General features: G+C 69.3%; 21 protein-coding genes. 7 read left to right on the forward strand and 14 right to left on the reverse strand.

Going from position 1 to position 17,666, the window contains the following annotated elements; all coding sequences use genetic code 11:
* Positions 1 to 7: 7 nt before the first annotated feature.
* The 4 genes from BLP38_RS03435 to BLP38_RS03450 are packed head-to-tail and all read right to left on the reverse strand — an operon-like array spanning position 8 to position 3,984.
* Positions 8 to 832, reverse strand: coding sequence for an ABC transporter ATP-binding protein (locus tag BLP38_RS03435; protein ID WP_091352933.1), 825 nt, complete (start codon positions 830 to 832; stop codon positions 8 to 10).
* Entirely contained in the window at positions 829 to 1,878 is a 1,050-nt protein-coding gene (locus tag BLP38_RS03440; protein ID WP_091352936.1) for a FecCD family ABC transporter permease, read from the reverse strand. Before BLP38_RS03440 ends, BLP38_RS03435 begins: the two co-directional genes overlap by 4 nt.
* On the reverse strand, positions 1,875 to 2,927 hold the full coding sequence (locus BLP38_RS03445) for a FecCD family ABC transporter permease (protein WP_197672426.1): 1,053 nt from the start codon (positions 2,925 to 2,927) through the stop codon (positions 1,875 to 1,877). Before BLP38_RS03445 ends, BLP38_RS03440 begins: the two co-directional genes overlap by 4 nt.
* A gap of 19 nt (positions 2,928 to 2,946) precedes the next feature.
* Positions 2,947 to 3,984, reverse strand: coding sequence for an iron-siderophore ABC transporter substrate-binding protein (locus BLP38_RS03450; protein WP_091352939.1), 1,038 nt, complete (start codon positions 3,982 to 3,984; stop codon positions 2,947 to 2,949).
* A gap of 317 nt (positions 3,985 to 4,301) precedes the next feature.
* On the opposite strand from BLP38_RS03450, the gene BLP38_RS03455 reads away from it, so the two are divergent.
* Entirely contained in the window at positions 4,302 to 5,900 is a 1,599-nt protein-coding gene (locus tag BLP38_RS03455; RefSeq protein ID WP_091359494.1) for an ABC-F family ATP-binding cassette domain-containing protein, read from the forward strand.
* Positions 5,901 to 5,922: 22 nt separating this feature from the next.
* Here the strand turns inward: BLP38_RS03455 and BLP38_RS03460 are convergent, their stop codons facing one another.
* The 4 genes from BLP38_RS03460 to BLP38_RS03475 all read right to left on the reverse strand — a co-directional run bounded on the left by BLP38_RS03460 (position 5,923) and on the right by BLP38_RS03475 (position 7,851).
* Complete coding sequence (locus BLP38_RS03460; protein WP_091352942.1) at positions 5,923 to 6,750, reverse strand: SURF1 family cytochrome oxidase biogenesis protein; 828 nt, start codon at positions 6,748 to 6,750, stop codon at positions 5,923 to 5,925.
* A complete protein-coding gene (locus BLP38_RS03465; protein ID WP_091352945.1) occupies positions 6,747 to 6,971 on the reverse strand; it encodes a hypothetical protein in 225 nt (74 codons plus the stop codon). The genes BLP38_RS03460 and BLP38_RS03465 overlap by 4 nt, the downstream gene beginning before the upstream one ends.
* Positions 6,968 to 7,231, reverse strand: coding sequence for a DUF3099 domain-containing protein (locus BLP38_RS03470; RefSeq protein WP_231916561.1), 264 nt, complete (start codon positions 7,229 to 7,231; stop codon positions 6,968 to 6,970). The genes BLP38_RS03465 and BLP38_RS03470 overlap by 4 nt, the downstream gene beginning before the upstream one ends.
* A gap of 110 nt (positions 7,232 to 7,341) precedes the next feature.
* The gene (locus tag BLP38_RS03475; protein ID WP_091352947.1) at positions 7,342 to 7,851 is read right to left on the reverse strand and encodes a DUF4190 domain-containing protein; all 510 of its coding nucleotides are present in this window, start codon (positions 7,849 to 7,851) and stop codon (positions 7,342 to 7,344) included.
* Between the two features lie 91 nt (positions 7,852 to 7,942).
* On the opposite strand from BLP38_RS03475, the gene fabG reads away from it, so the two are divergent.
* Complete coding sequence (gene fabG, locus BLP38_RS03480; RefSeq protein ID WP_091352950.1) at positions 7,943 to 8,653, forward strand: 3-oxoacyl-ACP reductase FabG; 711 nt, start codon at positions 7,943 to 7,945, stop codon at positions 8,651 to 8,653.
* A gap of 6 nt (positions 8,654 to 8,659) precedes the next feature.
* Here fabG and BLP38_RS03485 read toward each other — a convergent pair whose 3' ends face one another.
* The 3 genes from BLP38_RS03485 to glgC are packed head-to-tail and all read right to left on the reverse strand — an operon-like array spanning position 8,660 to position 11,304.
* Positions 8,660 to 9,343, reverse strand: coding sequence for an alpha/beta fold hydrolase (locus BLP38_RS03485; RefSeq protein WP_091352953.1), 684 nt, complete (start codon positions 9,341 to 9,343; stop codon positions 8,660 to 8,662).
* Positions 9,344 to 9,383: 40 nt separating this feature from the next.
* Complete coding sequence (gene serB / locus BLP38_RS03490) at positions 9,384 to 10,019, reverse strand: phosphoserine phosphatase SerB (RefSeq protein WP_091352955.1); 636 nt, start codon at positions 10,017 to 10,019, stop codon at positions 9,384 to 9,386.
* Positions 10,020 to 10,059: 40 nt separating this feature from the next.
* The gene (gene glgC / locus BLP38_RS03495) at positions 10,060 to 11,304 is read right to left on the reverse strand and encodes a glucose-1-phosphate adenylyltransferase (protein WP_065570741.1); all 1,245 of its coding nucleotides are present in this window, start codon (positions 11,302 to 11,304) and stop codon (positions 10,060 to 10,062) included.
* 76 nt (positions 11,305 to 11,380) lie between these two features.
* Between glgC and glgA the strand changes: the two genes are divergently transcribed.
* The 3 genes from glgA to BLP38_RS03510 all read left to right on the forward strand — a co-directional run bounded on the left by glgA (position 11,381) and on the right by BLP38_RS03510 (position 13,731).
* On the forward strand, positions 11,381 to 12,604 hold the full coding sequence (glgA, locus tag BLP38_RS03500; protein WP_091352958.1) for a glycogen synthase: 1,224 nt from the start codon (positions 11,381 to 11,383) through the stop codon (positions 12,602 to 12,604).
* Positions 12,605 to 12,613: 9 nt separating this feature from the next.
* Complete coding sequence (locus BLP38_RS03505; RefSeq protein WP_091352961.1) at positions 12,614 to 13,399, forward strand: ABC transporter ATP-binding protein; 786 nt, start codon at positions 12,614 to 12,616, stop codon at positions 13,397 to 13,399.
* An 80-nt stretch (positions 13,400 to 13,479) separates the two neighbouring features.
* Positions 13,480 to 13,731, forward strand: coding sequence for a type B 50S ribosomal protein L31 (locus BLP38_RS03510; protein WP_018186539.1), 252 nt, complete (start codon positions 13,480 to 13,482; stop codon positions 13,729 to 13,731).
* Between the two features lie 60 nt (positions 13,732 to 13,791).
* On the opposite strand, the gene BLP38_RS03515 is transcribed toward BLP38_RS03510, so the two are convergent.
* A complete protein-coding gene (locus tag BLP38_RS03515) occupies positions 13,792 to 14,613 on the reverse strand; it encodes an exonuclease domain-containing protein (protein ID WP_091352964.1) in 822 nt (273 codons plus the stop codon).
* Between the two features lie 87 nt (positions 14,614 to 14,700).
* Between BLP38_RS03515 and BLP38_RS03520 the strand changes: the two genes are divergently transcribed.
* Positions 14,701 to 15,597, forward strand: a complete 897-nt coding sequence (locus tag BLP38_RS03520; protein WP_091352967.1) for an alpha/beta fold hydrolase — start codon at positions 14,701 to 14,703, stop codon at positions 15,595 to 15,597.
* Here the strand turns inward: BLP38_RS03520 and BLP38_RS03525 are convergent.
* Complete coding sequence (locus BLP38_RS03525) at positions 15,557 to 16,114, reverse strand: CGNR zinc finger domain-containing protein (RefSeq protein WP_091352970.1); 558 nt, start codon at positions 16,112 to 16,114, stop codon at positions 15,557 to 15,559. The genes BLP38_RS03520 and BLP38_RS03525 overlap by 41 nt on opposite strands.
* 91 nt (positions 16,115 to 16,205) lie before the next feature.
* Here BLP38_RS03525 and BLP38_RS03530 point away from each other — a divergent pair, with 91 nt between their 5' ends.
* On the forward strand, positions 16,206 to 17,207 hold the full coding sequence (locus BLP38_RS03530; RefSeq protein WP_091352973.1) for an EamA family transporter: 1,002 nt from the start codon (positions 16,206 to 16,208) through the stop codon (positions 17,205 to 17,207).
* Here BLP38_RS03530 and BLP38_RS03535 read toward each other — a convergent pair.
* Complete coding sequence (locus BLP38_RS03535; protein ID WP_091352975.1) at positions 17,155 to 17,628, reverse strand: Lrp/AsnC family transcriptional regulator; 474 nt, start codon at positions 17,626 to 17,628, stop codon at positions 17,155 to 17,157. The two genes, BLP38_RS03530 and BLP38_RS03535, sit on opposite strands and share 53 nt — an antisense overlap.
* Between the last annotated feature and the right edge of the window lie 38 nt (positions 17,629 to 17,666).

The following is a 17,666-nucleotide window of genomic DNA, read 5'->3' on the forward strand; positions in this document are numbered from 1 at the left end:
CGTGGGATCAGCGGACGGCGCCGTCGAGCGGCGTGGGGACGTGGTGACGGCCGATGGGGAGGACCATCGGGCGTCCGGTGAGGGGGTCGGGGATGACGCGGCTCTCGAGGCCGAACACCTCGCGCACCGTGTCGGCCGTGAGGACCGTCTGAGGCTCACCGGACGCGAAGATCCGGCCGGCCGACATGGCGACCAGATGGTCCGCATACCGTGCGGCCAGGTTGAGGTCGTGCAGGACCATCACGATCGTCGTGCCCCGCGAGCGGTTCAGATCGGTGAGCAGGTCCAGGACGTCGATCTGGTGGCTGACGTCGAGGAACGTCGTCGGCTCGTCCAGCAGCAGGACGTCCGTCTGCTGAGCCAGGGCCATCGCGATCCAGACGCGCTGGCGCTGACCACCCGACAGCTCGTCGACGGGACGATCCGCGATCGCGACGATGTCTGTCGCCTCGAGTGCCCTCGCTACCGCATCGTCATCCGCCGGCGTCCACCGCGCGAGCGGCCCGTGGTGCGGCGTGCGTCCGCGGCTGACGAGGTCGGAGACGGCGATACCCTCGGGCGCTATCGGCGATTGCGGGAGCAGTCCGAGATCGCGCGCGACGTGCTTCGTCGGCATCCGATGGATGTCCTTGCCGTCGAGCACGACGCGACCCGACTTGGGCGACAGCAGGCGTGCCATCGCCTTGAGCATCGTCGATTTGCCGCACGCGTTGGCGCCGACGATCGCGGTCACCTGCCCCGCAGGGACCGTGAAGTCGAGGGCGTCGACGATCGTCCGGTCCCCGTAGGCGAGGGTGACGGACTCTGCGGAGAGGGTGCGGTGGGCGGTCATAGGGAGCCTCCCGAGCGGCTGCTGCGGATGAGAAGAACGATGAGGTACGGCGCGCCGAGGACACCCGTGACGACGCCGACGGGCAGACGCAGGCCGAGCAGGTACTGCCCGACGAAGTCCGCGACCAGGACGAGGAGCGCTCCGAAGAGACCAGCGGCCAGGACGGGGGATCCGACGGGACCCAGCATCCGAGCAGCGATGGGACCGGCGAGGAAAGCGACGAAGGAGATGGGTCCGGCCGCCGCGGTGGCGAAGGCCAGGACGGTGACGGCGGCGATGATCAGCATGATCCGCCGCCGCTCGACAGGGACTCCGAGGGCCGCTGCAGTGTCGTCGCCCAGGCGCATGAGTTCGAGATCGCGCGTCAGCCACAGGATCACGGGCACGCCGATCGCCACGGCGACCGCGAGGGGCACGGCTTCGCTCCAGGAAGCGCCGTTCAGGTTGCCGGTGATCCAGCGCATCGCGGCCCGGAGGTCCCACTCGGCGGCGCGCGAGAGGACGTACGCGACCACGCTGTTGAAGATCGCGGCGACGCCGATTCCGATCAGGATGAATCTCGCGCCGGCCCCGCCGTCCTTGAACGCCAGGAGGTAGATCGTCAGCGCTGTGACCAGAGCGCCGACGGTCGCCAGGACGGCGACAGGGGTCTGGTCGAGGGAGAGGAACACGATGCCGACGACGGCTGCGGCACTCGCACCCGCGTTGATCCCGATGATGTCGGGGCTGGCGAGAGGGTTGCGGAGCATCGTCTGGAAGACGGCGCCGCCGATCCCGAAGCACGCCCCCGCGAGGAGCGCGACGGTCGAGCGGGGCAGGCGGAGCTCACCGACGGTGAAGGAGGCGCCCGGGACCAGCTGACCCGTCACGACGCCCCACACCTCGGCGGGGGAGTAGATGGTCTGGCCCACCATGAGCGATACCGCGTAGGTCGCGAGAACGGCGATCGCCAGCACCGTCGTGACGAGGAGACGGCGGCGCATGCGCCGCGACCGACCGCGCGCGACGACGTCGAGCGTGGACGGGTGGACGGATGCCGCGGTCACAGTGCACGCATTTTCTGTCGACGGACGATCGCAATGAAGAAGGGGGCGCCGATGAGGGCGGTGACGACACCGACCTCGACCTCCTGCGGCGGAGCGATCACCCGGCCGACGACATCGGCGGTGGCGAGGAGACCACCCCCGACGAGGGCGGATACCGGGAGCAGCCAGCGGTGGTCGGGGCCGACGAGGAGCCGGCACACGTGGGGCACGATCAGCCCGACGAAGCCGATCGGCCCTGCGACGGCCGTGGCGGCACCGCACAGGATCACCGCACCGAGTGCGGCGATCAAGCGTGCCCGCTGCACGCGTTCGCCCAGGCCCGCGGCGAGATCGTCGCCGAGGGCGAGCGAGTTGAGTCCGCCGGCGGACGCGAAGCAGATCACTGCGCCGACGATGAGGAACGGAACGACCAGCAGGTTCTTGTCGGCGGTCGCGCCGCCGACTCCGCCGATCTGCCAGAACCGGAAGACGCTCATGACGTCGATGCGGGGGAGGAGGATCGCGCTGATGAGCGATGTGAAGGCGACGGCGGTCGCGGCGCCCGCCAGCGCGAGCTTCAACGGACTCGCCCCACCGCGTCCCAGTGATCCGACCATGTACACGAAGAGGGCTGCGACGGCCGCGCCGAGCATGGCGAGCCAGATGTACCCGAACGCGTCGGTGATCCCGAAGAACGCGAGGCCGATCACGACGGCAAGGGAGGCGCCGCCGTTGATGCCCAGGATCTGCGGGTCGGCGAGCGGGTTGCGGGTGACGCCCTGCATGACGGTGCCCGCGATGGCGAGCGCTGCGCCGACGAGGAGAGCCAGGATCGTCCGGGGGACGCGTTTGGCGACGGCGGCGGCCGAGGCCGTGTCGATGTCCCCGGCCAGCCCTGCCGCGATGTCGTGGAGACTCACCGACCTCGCCCCGAGCGTGACCGAGAGGACGGCGGCGAGCGCGACGAGCACGACGAGCACGATCAGCCAGGTCACACGGCGTCGCCGCGGTCGCCGCCCGGAGGGCGGGGCCGCGGCGACGATCGCGCGGGGTGCGAGTGAAGTGGACACGTCGAAGGGGAGGAGTGCCTTACGAGGCCTTTTTGGCCGCCTCGGCGAGCATCGCGATGTACTCGCCCGTGAGAGCGTTCGGGATCGACAGCGGGCTCGGGTTCGCGGCGGCCGCGAGTGAGCTGTTCACGGCGGGAAGGACGACGACGGCCCCGTTCTTCACGGCCGGGATTCGGGACAGGAGCGGGTCGCCCTGCATGGCGGCGAGCGTCGAGTCGTCCCCGTACGTCACGATCACCTGGACGTCCTCGAAGCGCTCGATGTCTTCGGTGCTGTTGGTGATCCAGAACTCCGTGGACGTCTTGGACTGCTCCTCGACCGTCTTGGCGGGGACCATTCCCAGGTCTTCCAGGAACTTGGCGCGCGGATCCGCGAGCGAGTAGAAGCCGATCTGGCTGAGGTTCGTGGCGTCGTACGAGCTGAACATCACCTTCTTGCCGGCGATCTCGGGGTACTTCGCGACCTCGTCGTCGAGGGTCTTCGTGAGCTGGGACACGAGGTCCTCAGCCTGGGTCTTCAGCCCCAGCGCGGTGCCGTTGATGATCGTCAGTTCCTGCCAGGTGGTGCCCCACGCGACAGTCGGGTAGGCGACGACGGGGGCGATCTTGCTGAGCTTGTCGTAGTCCGCCTGGTTCAGACCGGAGTACGCGGCCAGGATCACATCAGGCGCGGTGTCCGCGACTCCCTCGAAATCGATGCCCTGCGCTTCGTCGAACAGCACAGGGGTCTTGGCGTCCAGAGACGCCAACTTCTCTTCCACCCACGGCAGGACGCCGTCGCCGTCGTCGTCTCCCCAGGTGACCTCGGGCATGCCCACCGGCACCACGCCGAGCGCGAGGGCCGCCTCCTGGTTGCCCCACGACACCGTCGCGACACGCTCCGGCTTGGTCTTGATCGTCGTCTCGCCGAACGCGTTCTTGAGCGTGACGGGGAACCCGCTCGCTTCGTTCGAAGCGGACGGTCCATCGCCTGCGGCCGGGGCGCTGTTGGTTGCGCAGCCGGTCAGGACGAGGACGGATGCTGCGGCGAGGGCGAGCGCAGTGCGGATGCGAGGCACGGAGGTCTCCTGTGAGAAGTGATTAGGGTCGCCTAACCTTACATCGACTCACCGGTTGCCGGAAATCACCGGTCGCCCCGGAGTGGAGACGCTCGGGGCGTGGGTGCGCCGACGGCCGAAGGCGCGGACAGCCTGCCGCGCGGTCAGGGTGGGTAGATAGGCGCGGGCGAGTGCGAGTCCTATCGTCCGTGAAGCTCCTTCCGGCTCAGTCTCGATCCGGCCGCGGCCCGACGACGCACGAAGGATCCCGGGCATCAGGCGACGTATACTGGGGGTTTGGCCACTCGGCCGCCTCCCACGAAGAACGGATGTCTGCTGTGCTCGCCGTGCACGATCTCGAGATCCGCGTCGGTGCGCGCACCCTCATGTCGAACGTCTCGTTCCGAGTGTCGCCCGGCGACAAGATCGGATTGGTCGGTCGGAACGGCGCCGGCAAGACGACTCTCACCAAGGTCCTCGCGGGCGACCTCATCCCCGCGGACGGCGGCGTCGATCGCACCGGCGAACTCGGCTATCTGCCGCAGGACCCGCGCACGGGGGATCCTGAGATGCTCGCGCGCACGCGCATCCTCGATGCTCGCGGCCTCGGGTCCCTCGCGATCGGTATGAGGGAGACGGCGGAGCAGATGGCGTCGTCGGATGCCGCGGTGGCCGACCGGGCCATGCGGAAGTACGGCTCGCTGACCGAGCGTTTCGAAGCGCTCGGCGGATACGCTGCCGAGGCCGAAGCAGCCTCGATCGCCCACAACCTCTCGCTCCCCGACCGCATCCTCGACCAGCCGCTGAAGACGCTCTCGGGAGGCCAGCGCCGGCGCATCGAGCTCGCCCGCATCCTCTTCTCCGATGCGCAGACGATGATCCTCGACGAGCCGACGAACCACCTCGACGCCGACAGCGTCGTGTGGCTGCGCGAGTTCCTCAAGGGCTACAAGGGCGGGCTGATCGTGATCAGCCACGACATCGAGCTCGTCGGCGAGACCGTGAATCGCGTGTTCTACCTGGACGCGATGCGCCAGGTCATCGATGTCTACAACATGAACTGGAGGAACTACCTCCGCCAGCGCGCCGCCGACGAGGAGCGTCGCCGTAAGGAGCGCGCCAACGCCGAGAAGAAGGCCACGGCCCTGCAGCAGCAGGCCGCCCGCTTCGGCGCGAAGGCCAGCAAGGCTGCCGCGGCGCATCAGATGGTCGCGCGGGCGGAGAAGCTCCTCGCCGGTCTCGATGACGTCCGTCAGGACGACCGGGTCGCGAAGCTGCGCTTCCCGAAGCCGGCTCCCTGCGGAAAGACGCCTCTCATGGCGAAGAACCTCTCGAAGTCCTACGGCTCGCTCGAGATCTTCGCCGGTGTCGACCTCGCGATCGACCGTGGCTCCCGCGTCGTGGTCCTCGGCCTCAACGGTGCGGGTAAGACGACTCTCCTGCGCATCCTCGCCGGCGTCGATAAGGCGGACACCGGGATCATCGAGCCGGGCCACGGCTTGAAGATCGGGTACTACGCGCAGGAGCACGAGAACCTCGACGTCACCCGTTCGGTCCTCGACAACATGATGTCGGCGGCACCCGACATCACCGCCACCGAAGCGCGCAAGGTGCTCGGCTCGTTCCTGTTCACCGGCGACGACGTGCTGAAACCGGCCGGCGTGCTGTCGGGTGGCGAGAAGACGCGCCTCTCGCTCGCGACGCTGGTCGTCTCGTCCGCGAACATGCTGCTGCTCGACGAGCCGACGAACAACCTCGACCCGGCATCCCGTGAGGAGATCCTCGGCGCGCTTGCACACTACGAGGGTGCTGTCGTCCTCGTCTCGCACGACGAGGGCGCCGTCGAGGCACTCAATCCCGAGCGCGTGCTGATCCTCCCGGACGGCGTCGAGGACATCTGGGGTCGGGACTACATCGACCTCATCACGCTGGCCTGATCCCGCTCGCAGCTGCGCGATCTCAGCGGGCGTCGATCAGCTCGTCTTCGGCTTCCATGTCGCGGTCGCGGCGCCGCGCACTCCGCGGCGTCCGGGTCCTCGGACCGTTCTCCTCGTCCTCGCGGCGGTGTCGGATCTCGGTGCGGATCATGTACCAGATGAAGACGAATCCCATGACGGCGAACAGGATCCACTGGATCGCGTACGACAGGTAGGGTCCGGGATCCGCGGACGGGTCCTCGAGGGCGTTCGGACGCTCGGCGGGTGCTGGAGTCTCTTCGGTCATCAGCACGTAGGCGGACTCGACGAGGCTCCCCGCCTGGCCCGTCTCCTGCCCGATCAGACGCAGGTCGATCGTGGGCACCTGACCGTCGGCAGCCGAGCGACCCTCCCGGGCGGCGGGCTCACCGGGCTGCAGGCGGCCGACGACCGTCACCTCGCCCGTCGGCGGCGCGGGGATGTCGTCGGGGGCGGGCTGATCGTCACCGGGCCGGACCCAGCCTCGGTCGATGAGGACGACGCGACCGTCGTCCGTGCGGAGGGGGACCAGCACCTCGAACGCGCTCGTGCCGCCGTGCGGACGGTTCCGCACCAGAAGGCTCTCATCCGTCAGGTAGCGTCCGGTGAGCTCGACCGGCCGCCATTCGTCGGTGGGATCGAACGTGCCGTCGGGCAGCAGTTCCTCGAACGGCACGGGCGCCTGCGAGTAGTTGCTCTCCACGAGAGCGAGTTCCGCGTCCCGTTCCGCGTTGCGGGAGAACTGCCAATTGGACAGCATCGCGCAGGCGATGGCGAAGACGACGGCCATCGCCACGTACCCGCTCCAGCGGAGCGCCGTCTCGCGGTTCACGATGCGGACACGGGCGCGAGGGCGAGGACCTCGACCGGGAAGTTGCGTGAGGCCAGGTAGTCGCGCAGGAACTCGACGTGATCGGTGCACGCGGCCCACACCTTGCGGCGATCCGCGGCGTGGATGCGGGGATTGCGCCACACCACCTGCCATGCGGCGTCGGCGCGGCATCCTGCTCGCGAGCACTGTGCAGCGTCCGATCCTCCCGCCGTGGGGCTCATCGATCCTCCTGCGGGGGGCTCTCCTGGATGCGGATGACGCCTCCATTCGGGTTCTCCGGAGGCGTGGATGCCGATGGTGTCGACTCGATCTCGCGGGAGGGTCGTTCAGCCACGACGACCTCGTCGCCGTTCCCGACGTTCGCGATCACGACCGCCAGGTAGGGGAGGACGGCAGCCCCGGCGGCGAAGATCCAGGTCTGCCAGCCGTACGGGGTCACCGTCACCATGAGGATGAAGCACAGCACTCTGACCGACATCATGATGACGTATCGGCGTGTGCGCGAACGAGCGTCGACCTCGGGAGCGGTGGTGAGCGAGGTCGCCGACGGTGTGCGATCGTGCGCGGCGCGGCGGGACGTGGGAGGGCTCCTCAGGAAGACAGGCCGACGCTGGACGCGGTGGCGGCGATCGCGATGAGGACGAAGACCCAGATGAGGATGCCGATGACGAGCAGACCGCCGCCGATCCAACCGAGGATCGTGCCCCAGAGTGCGAGCCCCTGGCCCTGCTCCCCGGAGGTCTTCAGCTGCTTCAGGGCCATGTGACCCGTGATGATGCCGGGGATGGACGCGATGAAGGGGAGGATCGTGAGGCCCGCGATCGAGGCGACGAGCGAGACGATCGCGAGGACGTTGGTCGGCCGTGCCGGTGCGTAGCCGTAGCCGTACGCGGGCTGGCCGTATCCAGGCTGCCCGTAGCCGGACTGCGGGTAGGACGGCTGCACGTGTGCGGGCGCCGCGCTCGGCTGCTGCCCGTATCCGGGCTGCTGGCCGTAGGCGGGGGGTGCGTAGGGCGGGGCGGCCGGCGACGAAGCGTCGGGCACCGGAGGCGCCGGCGGCACTTCCGAGGGCTGCGGCGGGGTGTTCGTGGCGTCGGTCACGTCCGTCTCCTTCAGGCGAGTTGACTCCAGACTACCCGTCGACCGCGCCGGTAGGCTGGTGCGGTTCACCCGCCTCGGAGCAAGGAGAAGAATGTCCCGCGAGCGCGTCGTCCTGGTCACCGGAGGCAACCGCGGCATCGGCCGCGCGATCGCCGAGCGATTCGTCGCGGAGGGGTTCGCCGTCGCGGTCACCGCGCGCTCGGGAGAGGGCCCAGAGGGGACTCTGACCGTCCGCGCCGATGTCACCGACGCCGCGTCCCTCGATGCCGCCTACACCGAGGTCGAGCAGAAGCTGGGTCCCGTCGAGGTGGTCGTCGCGAACGCCGGCATCACGAAGGACACGCTGCTCCTGCGCATGACGGAGGACGATTTCGACTCTGTCGTTTCGACCAACCTGGGCGGCGCCTTCCGCGTCGTCAAGCGTGCCGCGAAGGGCATGCTGCGGGCCAAGTGGGGCCGCGTCATCCTCATCTCCTCGGTCGTCGGCCTCTACGGCTCCGCCGGGCAGATCAACTACTCGTCATCCAAGAGCGCCCTCGTCGGCTTCGCCCGGTCGCTCACGCGCGAGCTGGGTTCACGCGGGATCACAGCCAACGTCGTCGCGCCCGGGTTCATCGAGACGGACATGACGGCGGCTCTCCCCGACGAGACGCAGGCCGACTACAAGAAGAGCATCCCGGCCGGCCGGTTCGGTGCGGCCGACGAGGTCGCCGCCGCCGTCGTGTGGTTGGCCTCGGACGACGCGGCCTACATCTCCGGCGCCGTCATCCCCGTCGACGGCGGGCTCGGCATGGGTCACTGACCCGCGTCAGCGCACCGCCTCGACGATCCGGCGCGACAGCTCAGCCGGCGCCGAGAACTGCGGCCAGTGTCCGGTTCCGAGCCGGACGATCTCGGCGTCCTTGATCGCGGCGAACTCCGCCGCGAAATCGCCCCACGCCGACACGACCCGACGGAACGTCTCGTCGTCCATCGATCCCATCAACATCGTCACCGGCACCCGGTGGCGTTCGGTGCCCTCCATCACGACGGCATCGGTCGGCACCCGCCGGGGGACGGATGCCGTGAGGGGTGCCGTGCGAGCGCGGGTCTGCTCGTCGAGGTCCGCCGTGTCCTCCGCATCGAAGAAGTCCCACCCCGGGAAGGGGATCACCCCGTCGACGATGGGGAACTCCGAGATCTCGGCTCCGGGCGGGGGAGGTGTCGTGTCGACCAGGACGACCCGGCGGACGCGATCGGCGCGCTGCTCCGCGGCGGCCCACGCCACGTTGCCGCCACCGCTGTGACCGACGAGGACCACGGGCCCGTCGACCCGGTCGATTTCGGCGATGACCGCGTCTACCCAATCGGCGAGGCCGATGTCGGACTCGGGAGCGCCCACGCCGGGGAGGGTGAGCGGATGCGGCGTGTGCCCCGCGTCGCGGAGGGCGGGGACGACGTCGTCCCATGAGTCGGCTGCCAGCCAGAGGCCGGGGATCAGGATGATGTCCATGCCGGCAGGGTACGACCTGCCTCCGACATCCCGCTCGCCGTCAGGGAAGCAGCGGGATGAGCTGCGCCAGGTCGACGGGACCGGCGACGAGGTCCGCGCGGAGGCGCACGGCGGGCTTGGCGTTGAAGGCGATGCCGAGGCCCGCGGCATCCATCATCATGAGGTCGTTCGCCCCGTCGCCCACGGCGATCGTCGCGTCAGGGGCGACGCCGTAGGAGAGGCTCCATTCGCGCAGCGCCGAAGCCTTCGCGGCGGCATCGACGATGTCGCCGTCGACGGAGCCGGTGAGGATGCCGTCGCTCACCGCCAGGCGATTCGCCCGCCACACGTCCACACCGAGGTCCGGCGCGACCGTGTCGAGGATCTCGTGGAATCCACCCGAGACGACCGCGGCGACACCGCCGCGCTCATGGATCGCCGCGATCAGCTCGTGCACGCCGGGGGTGGGCTCGATGCGCGACAGGACGCGACCGAAGGACGCGATCGGCACGCCCGCGAGCTCGCTCACGCGCGAGCGCAGGCTGGTGGCGAAGTCGATCTCGCCGCGCATCGCCGCTTCGGTGGCAGCGGCCACTTCGGCGCCGCGGCCCGCTTCATCGGCGATCAGTTCGATGACCTCGTTGCGGATGATCGTGGAGTCGGCGTCGAAAACGACGAGGAACCGGGCGGCAGGCACCCGACCACGCTATCTGCTCCGACGCCGTCGGCACGTCCGCTCAGGACGTGATGCGGATGTTCTTGCCGACGACCGTCAGCCCGCTGTCGGTGACGGTGAAGCCTCGCGACAGGTCGAGCTCGCGGTCCACGCCCACCGTCGCGCCGGGTTCCAGGACGACGTTCTTATCGAGGATCGCGCGGTGCACGCGGGCACCGGCGCCGACACTGACGTGGTCGAAGAGGACCGAGTCGGTGATGGTCGATCCGCCGCCCGAGAGCGTCCAGGGACCGAGGACGCTCCGCTCCAGGTGCGTGCCCGACAGTACGCAGCCCAGCGACACGATCGAGTCGATCGCGTTCCCGATGCGCCCCACGCCGTCGCGGACGAACTTCGCGGGCGGCGAGTTCACCGACTGCGACCGGATCGGCCAGTCCATGTTGTACAGGTTGAAGATCGGCAGCGCGGAGATCAGGTCCATGTGCGCGTCGAAGAACGAATCGATCGTTCCCACGTCGCGCCAGTAGTCGCGATCGCGGTCGGTGGACCCCGGGACGTCGTTGCGCTTGAAGTCGTACACCGCCGCCTCACCGCGCGAGACGAAGTAGGGGATGATGTCGCCGCCCATGTCGTGGTTCGAGGTCGGCAGTTCGCCGTCGGCCTCGACCGCTTCGATGAGGGCGTCGGTGTCGAAGACGTAGTTGCCCATCGAGGCGAGCACCTCGCCCGGGCTGTCGGGGAGGCCCGTCGGGTTCTGCGGCTTCTCGAGGAAGTCGCGGATGGTGACGCCGTCGGCCGGGTCGACGTCGATGACGCCGAACTGATTCGCGAGGCCGATCGGCTGACGGATGCCGGCGACCGAGGCGCGGGCGCCGGAGGCGATGTGCGCGTCGATCATCTGCTGGAAGTCCATGCGGTACACGTGGTCGGCGCCGATCACGGCCACGATGTCGGGCTTCTCGTCGTGGATGAGGTTGAGGGACTGGAGGATCGCGTCGGCGGATCCCGAGAACCACCGCTTCCCGAGCCGCTGCTGCGCCGGGACCGAGGTGACGTAGGCGCCGAGGAGAGCGGACATCCGCCAGGTCTGCGAGACGTGGCGATCGAGGCTGTGCGACTTGTACTGCGTCAGGACGACGATCTGGCGGAGCTCCGAATTGATCAGGTTGGAGATCGCGAAGTCGATGAGCCGGTACTGCCCGCCGAAGGGGACGGCGGGTTTCGCGCGGTCCTGGGTGAGCGGCATGAGGCGCTTGCCCTCGCCACCGGCGAGGACGATACCGAGGACCTTCGGTGATGCTGGCATGTGCTCACACTATGGCGATTTGCAACGGGCAAGCGAGGACTTTGGTGCGTGTTCCGTGTGGCCTAGAGTTCGGTCCATGCGCGTCGACATCGTCACGAAGGAGTACCCGCCGGAGATCTACGGCGGAGCGGGGGTCCACGTCACCGAACTCGTCTCGGCGCTGCGCTCGCGCATGGAGGTGCAGGTCCGCGCGTTCGGGGGGTCCCGAGACGAAGCGGACACCACCTCGTACGCGGTTCCCGAGGGGCTCTCGGGCGCAAACCCCGCCGTGCAGACCCTCGGCACCGATCTCGAGATCGTCGGCGACGTCGCCGGCGCGGACGTCGTGCACAGCCACACCTGGTACGCGAATTTCGCCGGGTTCCTCGCGTCGAAACTGCACGGCATCCCGCACATCGTGACGGCCCACTCCCTCGAGCCGCTGCGCCCGTGGAAGGCGGAGCAGCTCGGCGGCGGCTACGCCGTGTCGAGCTACGTGGAGAAGACCGCCTACGAGAACGCGGCCGCGGTCGTCGCCGTCAGCGATGGCATGCGACGCGACATCCTCCGCAGCTACCCGGCCCTCGACCCCGCAAAAGTGCGCGTCATCTACAACGGCATCGACGTCGACGCCTGGCAGCCGCGCGAGGATGCGGAGCTCCTCTCGCGGTGGGGGATCGACCCGGAGCGGCCGTCCGTCGTCTTCGTCGGCCGCATCACGCGTCAGAAGGGCCTGCCGTACTTCCTGCGGGCCGCAGAGCTCCTCCCGCCCGAGGTGCAGCTCGTCCTCTGCGCCGGAGCCCCGGACACGCCCGAGATCATGAGCGAGGTCCAGGACCTCGTCCGGAAGCTCCAGGAGACTCGCGAGGGCGTCGTCTGGATCGAGGAGTTCCTGCCCCGCCCCGATCTCTGCGCGATCCTCACCTCGGCTACCACTTTCGTCTGCCCCTCGATCTACGAGCCCCTCGGCATCGTCAACCTCGAGGCGATGGCGTGCGGCGCCGCCGTCGTCGGGACGGCGACCGGCGGCATCCCGGAGGTGGTCATCGACGGCGTCACGGGACGTCTCGTTCCGATCGACCAGGTCGAGGACGGCACGGGAACCCCCGTCGACCCCGATCGCTTCGTCGCAGACCTGGCCGCGACCCTGACGGAGGTCGTGTCCGATCCCGAGAAGGCCCGCGCCTACGGACGCGCCGGTCGGGAGCGGGCGGCGTCCGACTTCAGCTGGGAAGCGATCGCGGATGCCACGGCGGAGCTGTACCGAGAGGTCACCGCGACCGGCCGGCAGCCTGCCGGCGTGGCTCCGCCCGGTCGATAGGCTGGGAGCATGCCTCAGGTGCTCGAACTCGCCGACGTCGTCGTCCGCCGCAATGCCCGCAACATCGTCGACGGGATCGACTGGACCGTCGACGCGGACCAGCGCTGGGTCGTCCTCGGCCCGAACGGCGCCGGCAAGACGACGGTGCTGCAGCTCGCCGCCACCCTGACCCACCCGAGTTCGGGATCCGTCACCGTGCTCGACGAGGTCCTCGGGCGCACCGACGTCTTCGACCTGCGTCCTCGCATCGGCTTCGCGTCCTCGGCGATGGCCAAGCGCGTCCCTCAGGACGAGACCGTCCTCGATGTCGTCCTGACCGCCGCCTACGCCGTGGTCGGGCGCTGGCGCGAGGACTACGAGACGATCGACGAGCGTCGTGCGCGTCGCGTCCTGGGGGAGTGGGGCCTCGCCGACCTGGCCGACCGCATGTTCGGCACCCTCTCGGACGGTGAGCAGAAGCGCGTCCAGATCGCGCGCGCCGTCATGACGGACCCGGAACTCCTCCTGCTCGACGAGCCGACCGCGAGCCTCGACCTCGGTGCCCGCGAAGAGCTCCTGAGCCTGCTGAGCGGATACGCGAAGGAGGAGTCGACGCCCGCCATGATCATGGTCACCCACCATGTCGAGGAGATCCCCGTCGGCTTCACCCACGTCCTCCTGCTGCGCGACGGCGCTGCGGTCGCGCAGGGGCCGATCGCCGAGACCCTGACGGCGGAGAACCTGACGGCGACCTTCGGCATGCCGATCACGCTGACGTCGGAGGACGGCCGGTTCGCCGCGCGCGCGGCATCCTGATAGAATCTTGCGTTGGCGCGTTCGCGCTGCAGACTTTCACCCGCTCCTGGCAAAATCCAGGGCACTTCGTGAGGAACCCAATGAAGACTGACATCCACCCCGAGTACCGCGCCGTCGTTTTCCGCGACCTCGGCTCCGGCGAGACCTTCCTGACCCGTTCGACGGTCTCGAGCGACAAGACGATCGAGCTGGACGGCGAGACCTACCCGGTCATCGACGTCGAGATCTCGTCCGCCTCGCACCCGTTCTACACGGGCAAGCAGCGCATCATGGACTCGGCCGGTCGCGTCGAGAAGTTCAACCAGCGCTTCAAGAACTTCGGCAGCAAGTAAGCAACCGTCCTCGAAGGCCCCGCTCCGGCGGGGCCTCCGTCGTTCCCGGACGCGGGTCCCTCAGCGGATCGGCCAGCTGCCGTCCACGTCGGCGTCGAGCCGGCCGATGCGCACGAAGTACTCGCTGAGGCTCTCCGCCTGCGCACGCGCCCACGCGATCTGCTGAGTGTGGAGGTCGTCGGCTGAGACGTCGAGGTCGAAGCGCGCGGCGATCGCCTGCGCCACGCGCCCCGCAGCGATCGCGTCGGCGGCGGCGTCGTGCGCTCCCTCGAGGGTGACGGAGTAATGCGCGGCGACGACCTCGAGGGTGCGCTTGCCGCGGCGGTACCGGTCGTAGGTCTTGTCGACGACGAGCGGGTCGATGACCGGCGACGGGGCGTCGATCGGCACGACACCGTGACGGAGGCTCTCGTATTTGAGGAGCGAGAAATCGAAGGGCGCGTTGTACGCGACGACTGGGATGCCGGCGGCGAACAGGTCGCGCAGCGTGGCGGTCACCTCGGCGACGACCTCCGGCGCAGGACGGCCCTCGGTGCGGGCTCGCTCCGTCGTGATTCCGTGGACCGCTGTCGCACCTGCGGGTATCTCGACGCCCGGGTCGGCGAGCCACGTGCGTGCATCGATGACGGCTCCGGACGCGTCGAGGACCCCGACGTGGGCGCTCACGATCCGATCGGAGCGGACGTCGATGCCCGTCGTCTCGAGGTCGAAGACGCCCAGCGGACCCGCGCACGGACCCAGCGCGACGGGCTCCGCCGTGATCTCGGCGACGACGACGGACTCCACGGCGGCAGGCTCGGCGATCGAGGCGGCGACCTCAACCGGAGCGGGCTCATCCCAGGTGTCGTCGTCCCACAGCGGAAGTTCGTCGCAGGCGCCCATGCTCCGACGCTACGGTCGACCGCCGACATCGTGCCGGACGACGCGCCGCCGAGCGGCAGGCGCATCACCCCCTCGTAGACTCGACGGATGACCGCCGCCAATCCGTACGCCGAGCGCCTCGCGGCCGTCCCCGTCGAGCGACGAGAGGTGACCGCCGCGGGTGTACCGACGGCGTACTGGGTCTACGGACCGGTGGATGCCGAGACGACGATCCTCGCGGTGCACGGATTCCGAGGCGACCACCACGGTCTCGAACCGATCGTCGCGCAGCTCGACGGCATCCGGGTGGTCTCGCCCGACCTGCCCGGGTTCGGCGAGACCCCCGCGTTCCCGGGGCGGCATGACCTCGACGCGTACGCATCGTGGCTGACCGCCTTCGCCGCCGAGGTCGCACCCGGCGCGGTCGTCCTCGGACACTCCTTCGGTTCCATCGTGTCGTCGGCTGCGGTCGCGCGCGGGCTCGGGACTCCTCGCCTGATCCTCGTGAACCCCATCGGGGCGCCCGCGCTCGAGGGACCCCGCGGGATCCTCACGAGGCTCGCGATCTTCTACTACTGGGCCGGTGCCCGGCTGCCCCGGCCGGTCGGCGACGCGCTCCTGCGCAATCGTCTGATCGTCCGGGTCACCAGCGTCGCCATGGCCAAGACGAAGGACCGCGGTCTCCGTGCGTTCATCCACGATCAGCACGACACCTATTTCTCGCGGTTCGCCGACCGCGACACCCTGCACGAGGCGTTCGTCACTTCGGTCTCGCACGACGTGCGCGAGGCTGCGGGGCGTATCGACGTCCCGACGCTCCTCATCGCCGCGGAGAACGACGACATCACGCCGCTGTCTGCGCAGTTTGAGCTGCAGGAGATGTTCCGGGATGCCGACCTCGTCGTCATCCCCGACGTGGGACACCTCATCCACTACGAGACGCCGAGGGCGGCGGCATCCGCCATCACGCGCTTTCTTCGGCCTTCCGGCGACGGTACGCGTTGACGTTCATGCGGTTGCCGCAGTTGCCGGTGTCGCAGTAGCGCTTCGAGCCGTTCTTCGAGTAGTCGATGTATACGGCCTCGCAGTCGTCCGCGGAGCAGACGCGCACGCGGTCGAACTCGTCGGAGCGGATGACGTCGACGAAGGCCATGGCCACTTCGACGGTGATGCGCGTGGCGAGCGGGGCGGCGTCGTCGGTCGCGTGGATGTGCCAGTCGTAGCCGTCGTGGATGACGAGCTGGGGGAGCGCCTTGCCCTCGCGGAGCATCGCGTTGACGATGGGGACGGCCGAGACGCGATCTCCCGTCCACAGCATCCGGAGCCTCGATCGCGCCGCCCGCAGTTCGGAGAGTTCGACGTCATCGCGGCGGATGACGCCGCTGTACGGGTGTTCGCGCAGGAACGCCGCCAGATCGTCGAGCGTAGCCAGGCGATCGGTGCCGTCGCCGTCGATCTCCGGGAGTGAGTTGACCAGCGCCGTCGCTGCCCGAAGGGAGATCTCCGTGTCACGGATGAACATGTTCTTGACTCCTGACGATCGTCGTCGGTACTGTCACCAGTGTAATGACACTTAGGTCATGACTTGCCGCTCGCACCCTCCAGGACCGCCGATGACCCGCACCCTGCCCGAAAGGCTCGCCCCACCCGCCGCCCGCGGCCCGGTCCCGTCGCGCGGGCTCCTGCTCGCGGTCGCGAGCGCCCTCACCTTCTCGGTGAGCGGACCCATCGCCAAGCCGCTGCTCGAGGGCGGATGGTCGCTGGCCAGTGTGCTCGCGATCCGCATGGGGGTGGCGGGGCTCGTGCTCTCGCCCGCGCTCGTTCGCACCCTGCTGCGCCGGCCCGACTTCCTCCGCGTGCACGGGGTGTCGCTCGTCGCCTTCGGGCTCATCCCGGTGGTCGGCTGCCAGGTGTTCTACTTCTCTGCGCTGCAACGGATGCCGGTGGGCGTCGCTCTGCTGATCCAGTACCTCGCGCCGGTCATGCTCGTCCTCTTCGTCTGGGCGAGGACGCGCCGTGCACCGTCGCGGATCGTCGTCGTCGGATCGATCGTCGCGATGATCGGGCTCGTGCTGGTCGTTGACGTGTCGGGCGCGCGCTTCGACCTGCTGGGGACCGCGTTCGCGCTGCTGGCGGCGGTGTGCGCGTGCGTCTACTTCGTCATGAGCGAGCGCGCCGGCGACGACCTCCCGCCCCTCGCCCTCGCGGCGGGTGGCCTGATCGTGGGGACGGTGACCATCCTCGTGCTGGCGGCCGTCGGCATCCTGCCGTTGACGACCTCGGCCGAGGCCGTCGATCTGCTGGGGATGACGGTCCCGCCGCTCGTGCCGCTCGCCCTCGTCGGGCTGTGCACGGCGGCGGGGTACTCCCTCGGGATCATGGCCGTCCCGCGCATCGGTTCCCGACTCGCGTCGTTCGTCGGGCTCTCGGAGGTGCTGTTCGCCCTCAGCTTCGCGTGGCTGCTCCTCGGGGAAGCACCGGCGGTGGTGCAGTTCGCCGGGGGCGCACTCATCCTCGCGGGCGTCGTCCTCGTCCGGCTGGAGGAGCGCGCGCCCGCGGATGTCAGCTCTCCCGCCGAGCCGCTGCCAGGAGAGGTCGCACCCGGTACCCGATGACCTCGCCCATCGCGAGGGACGTCTCGGTGCGCTCGACGCCGTCGATCGCGAGGATTCGTGCATCGATGTCGAAGAGATGCTGCGTGTCCCGCGCCGCGACGCGCACGAGGAGATCCACGGGCCCGCTGAGGCCGTGGCACTGCACGACCTCGGGGATCTCCTGCAGTTCGGCGGTGATGCGCGGGAGGTCCGCCTGACGCACTTGCACGTGCAGGATCGCATCGATCGTGTACCCGAGCGCGGCGGGTGACATGGCCCGCTCGAAGGACAGGAAGACGCCCGACCTCTCCAGCTTGGCCATGCGGGCCTGGACGGTGTTGCGGGACAAGCCGAGCCGTTCGGCGAGAGCGACCACGGTGGCGCGATGATCCTCGGCGAGGGCGTTTAGCAGCTCGAGATCGACGTGGTCGAGGGCGCTCATAGTGCCACACCATAGCAGCAGCGTTCCCGCCCGCTTAC

Origin of the sequence: Microbacterium sp. LKL04, assembly GCF_900102005.1 — a bacterium.
Lineage (GTDB): Bacteria > Actinomycetota > Actinomycetes > Actinomycetales > Microbacteriaceae > Microbacterium.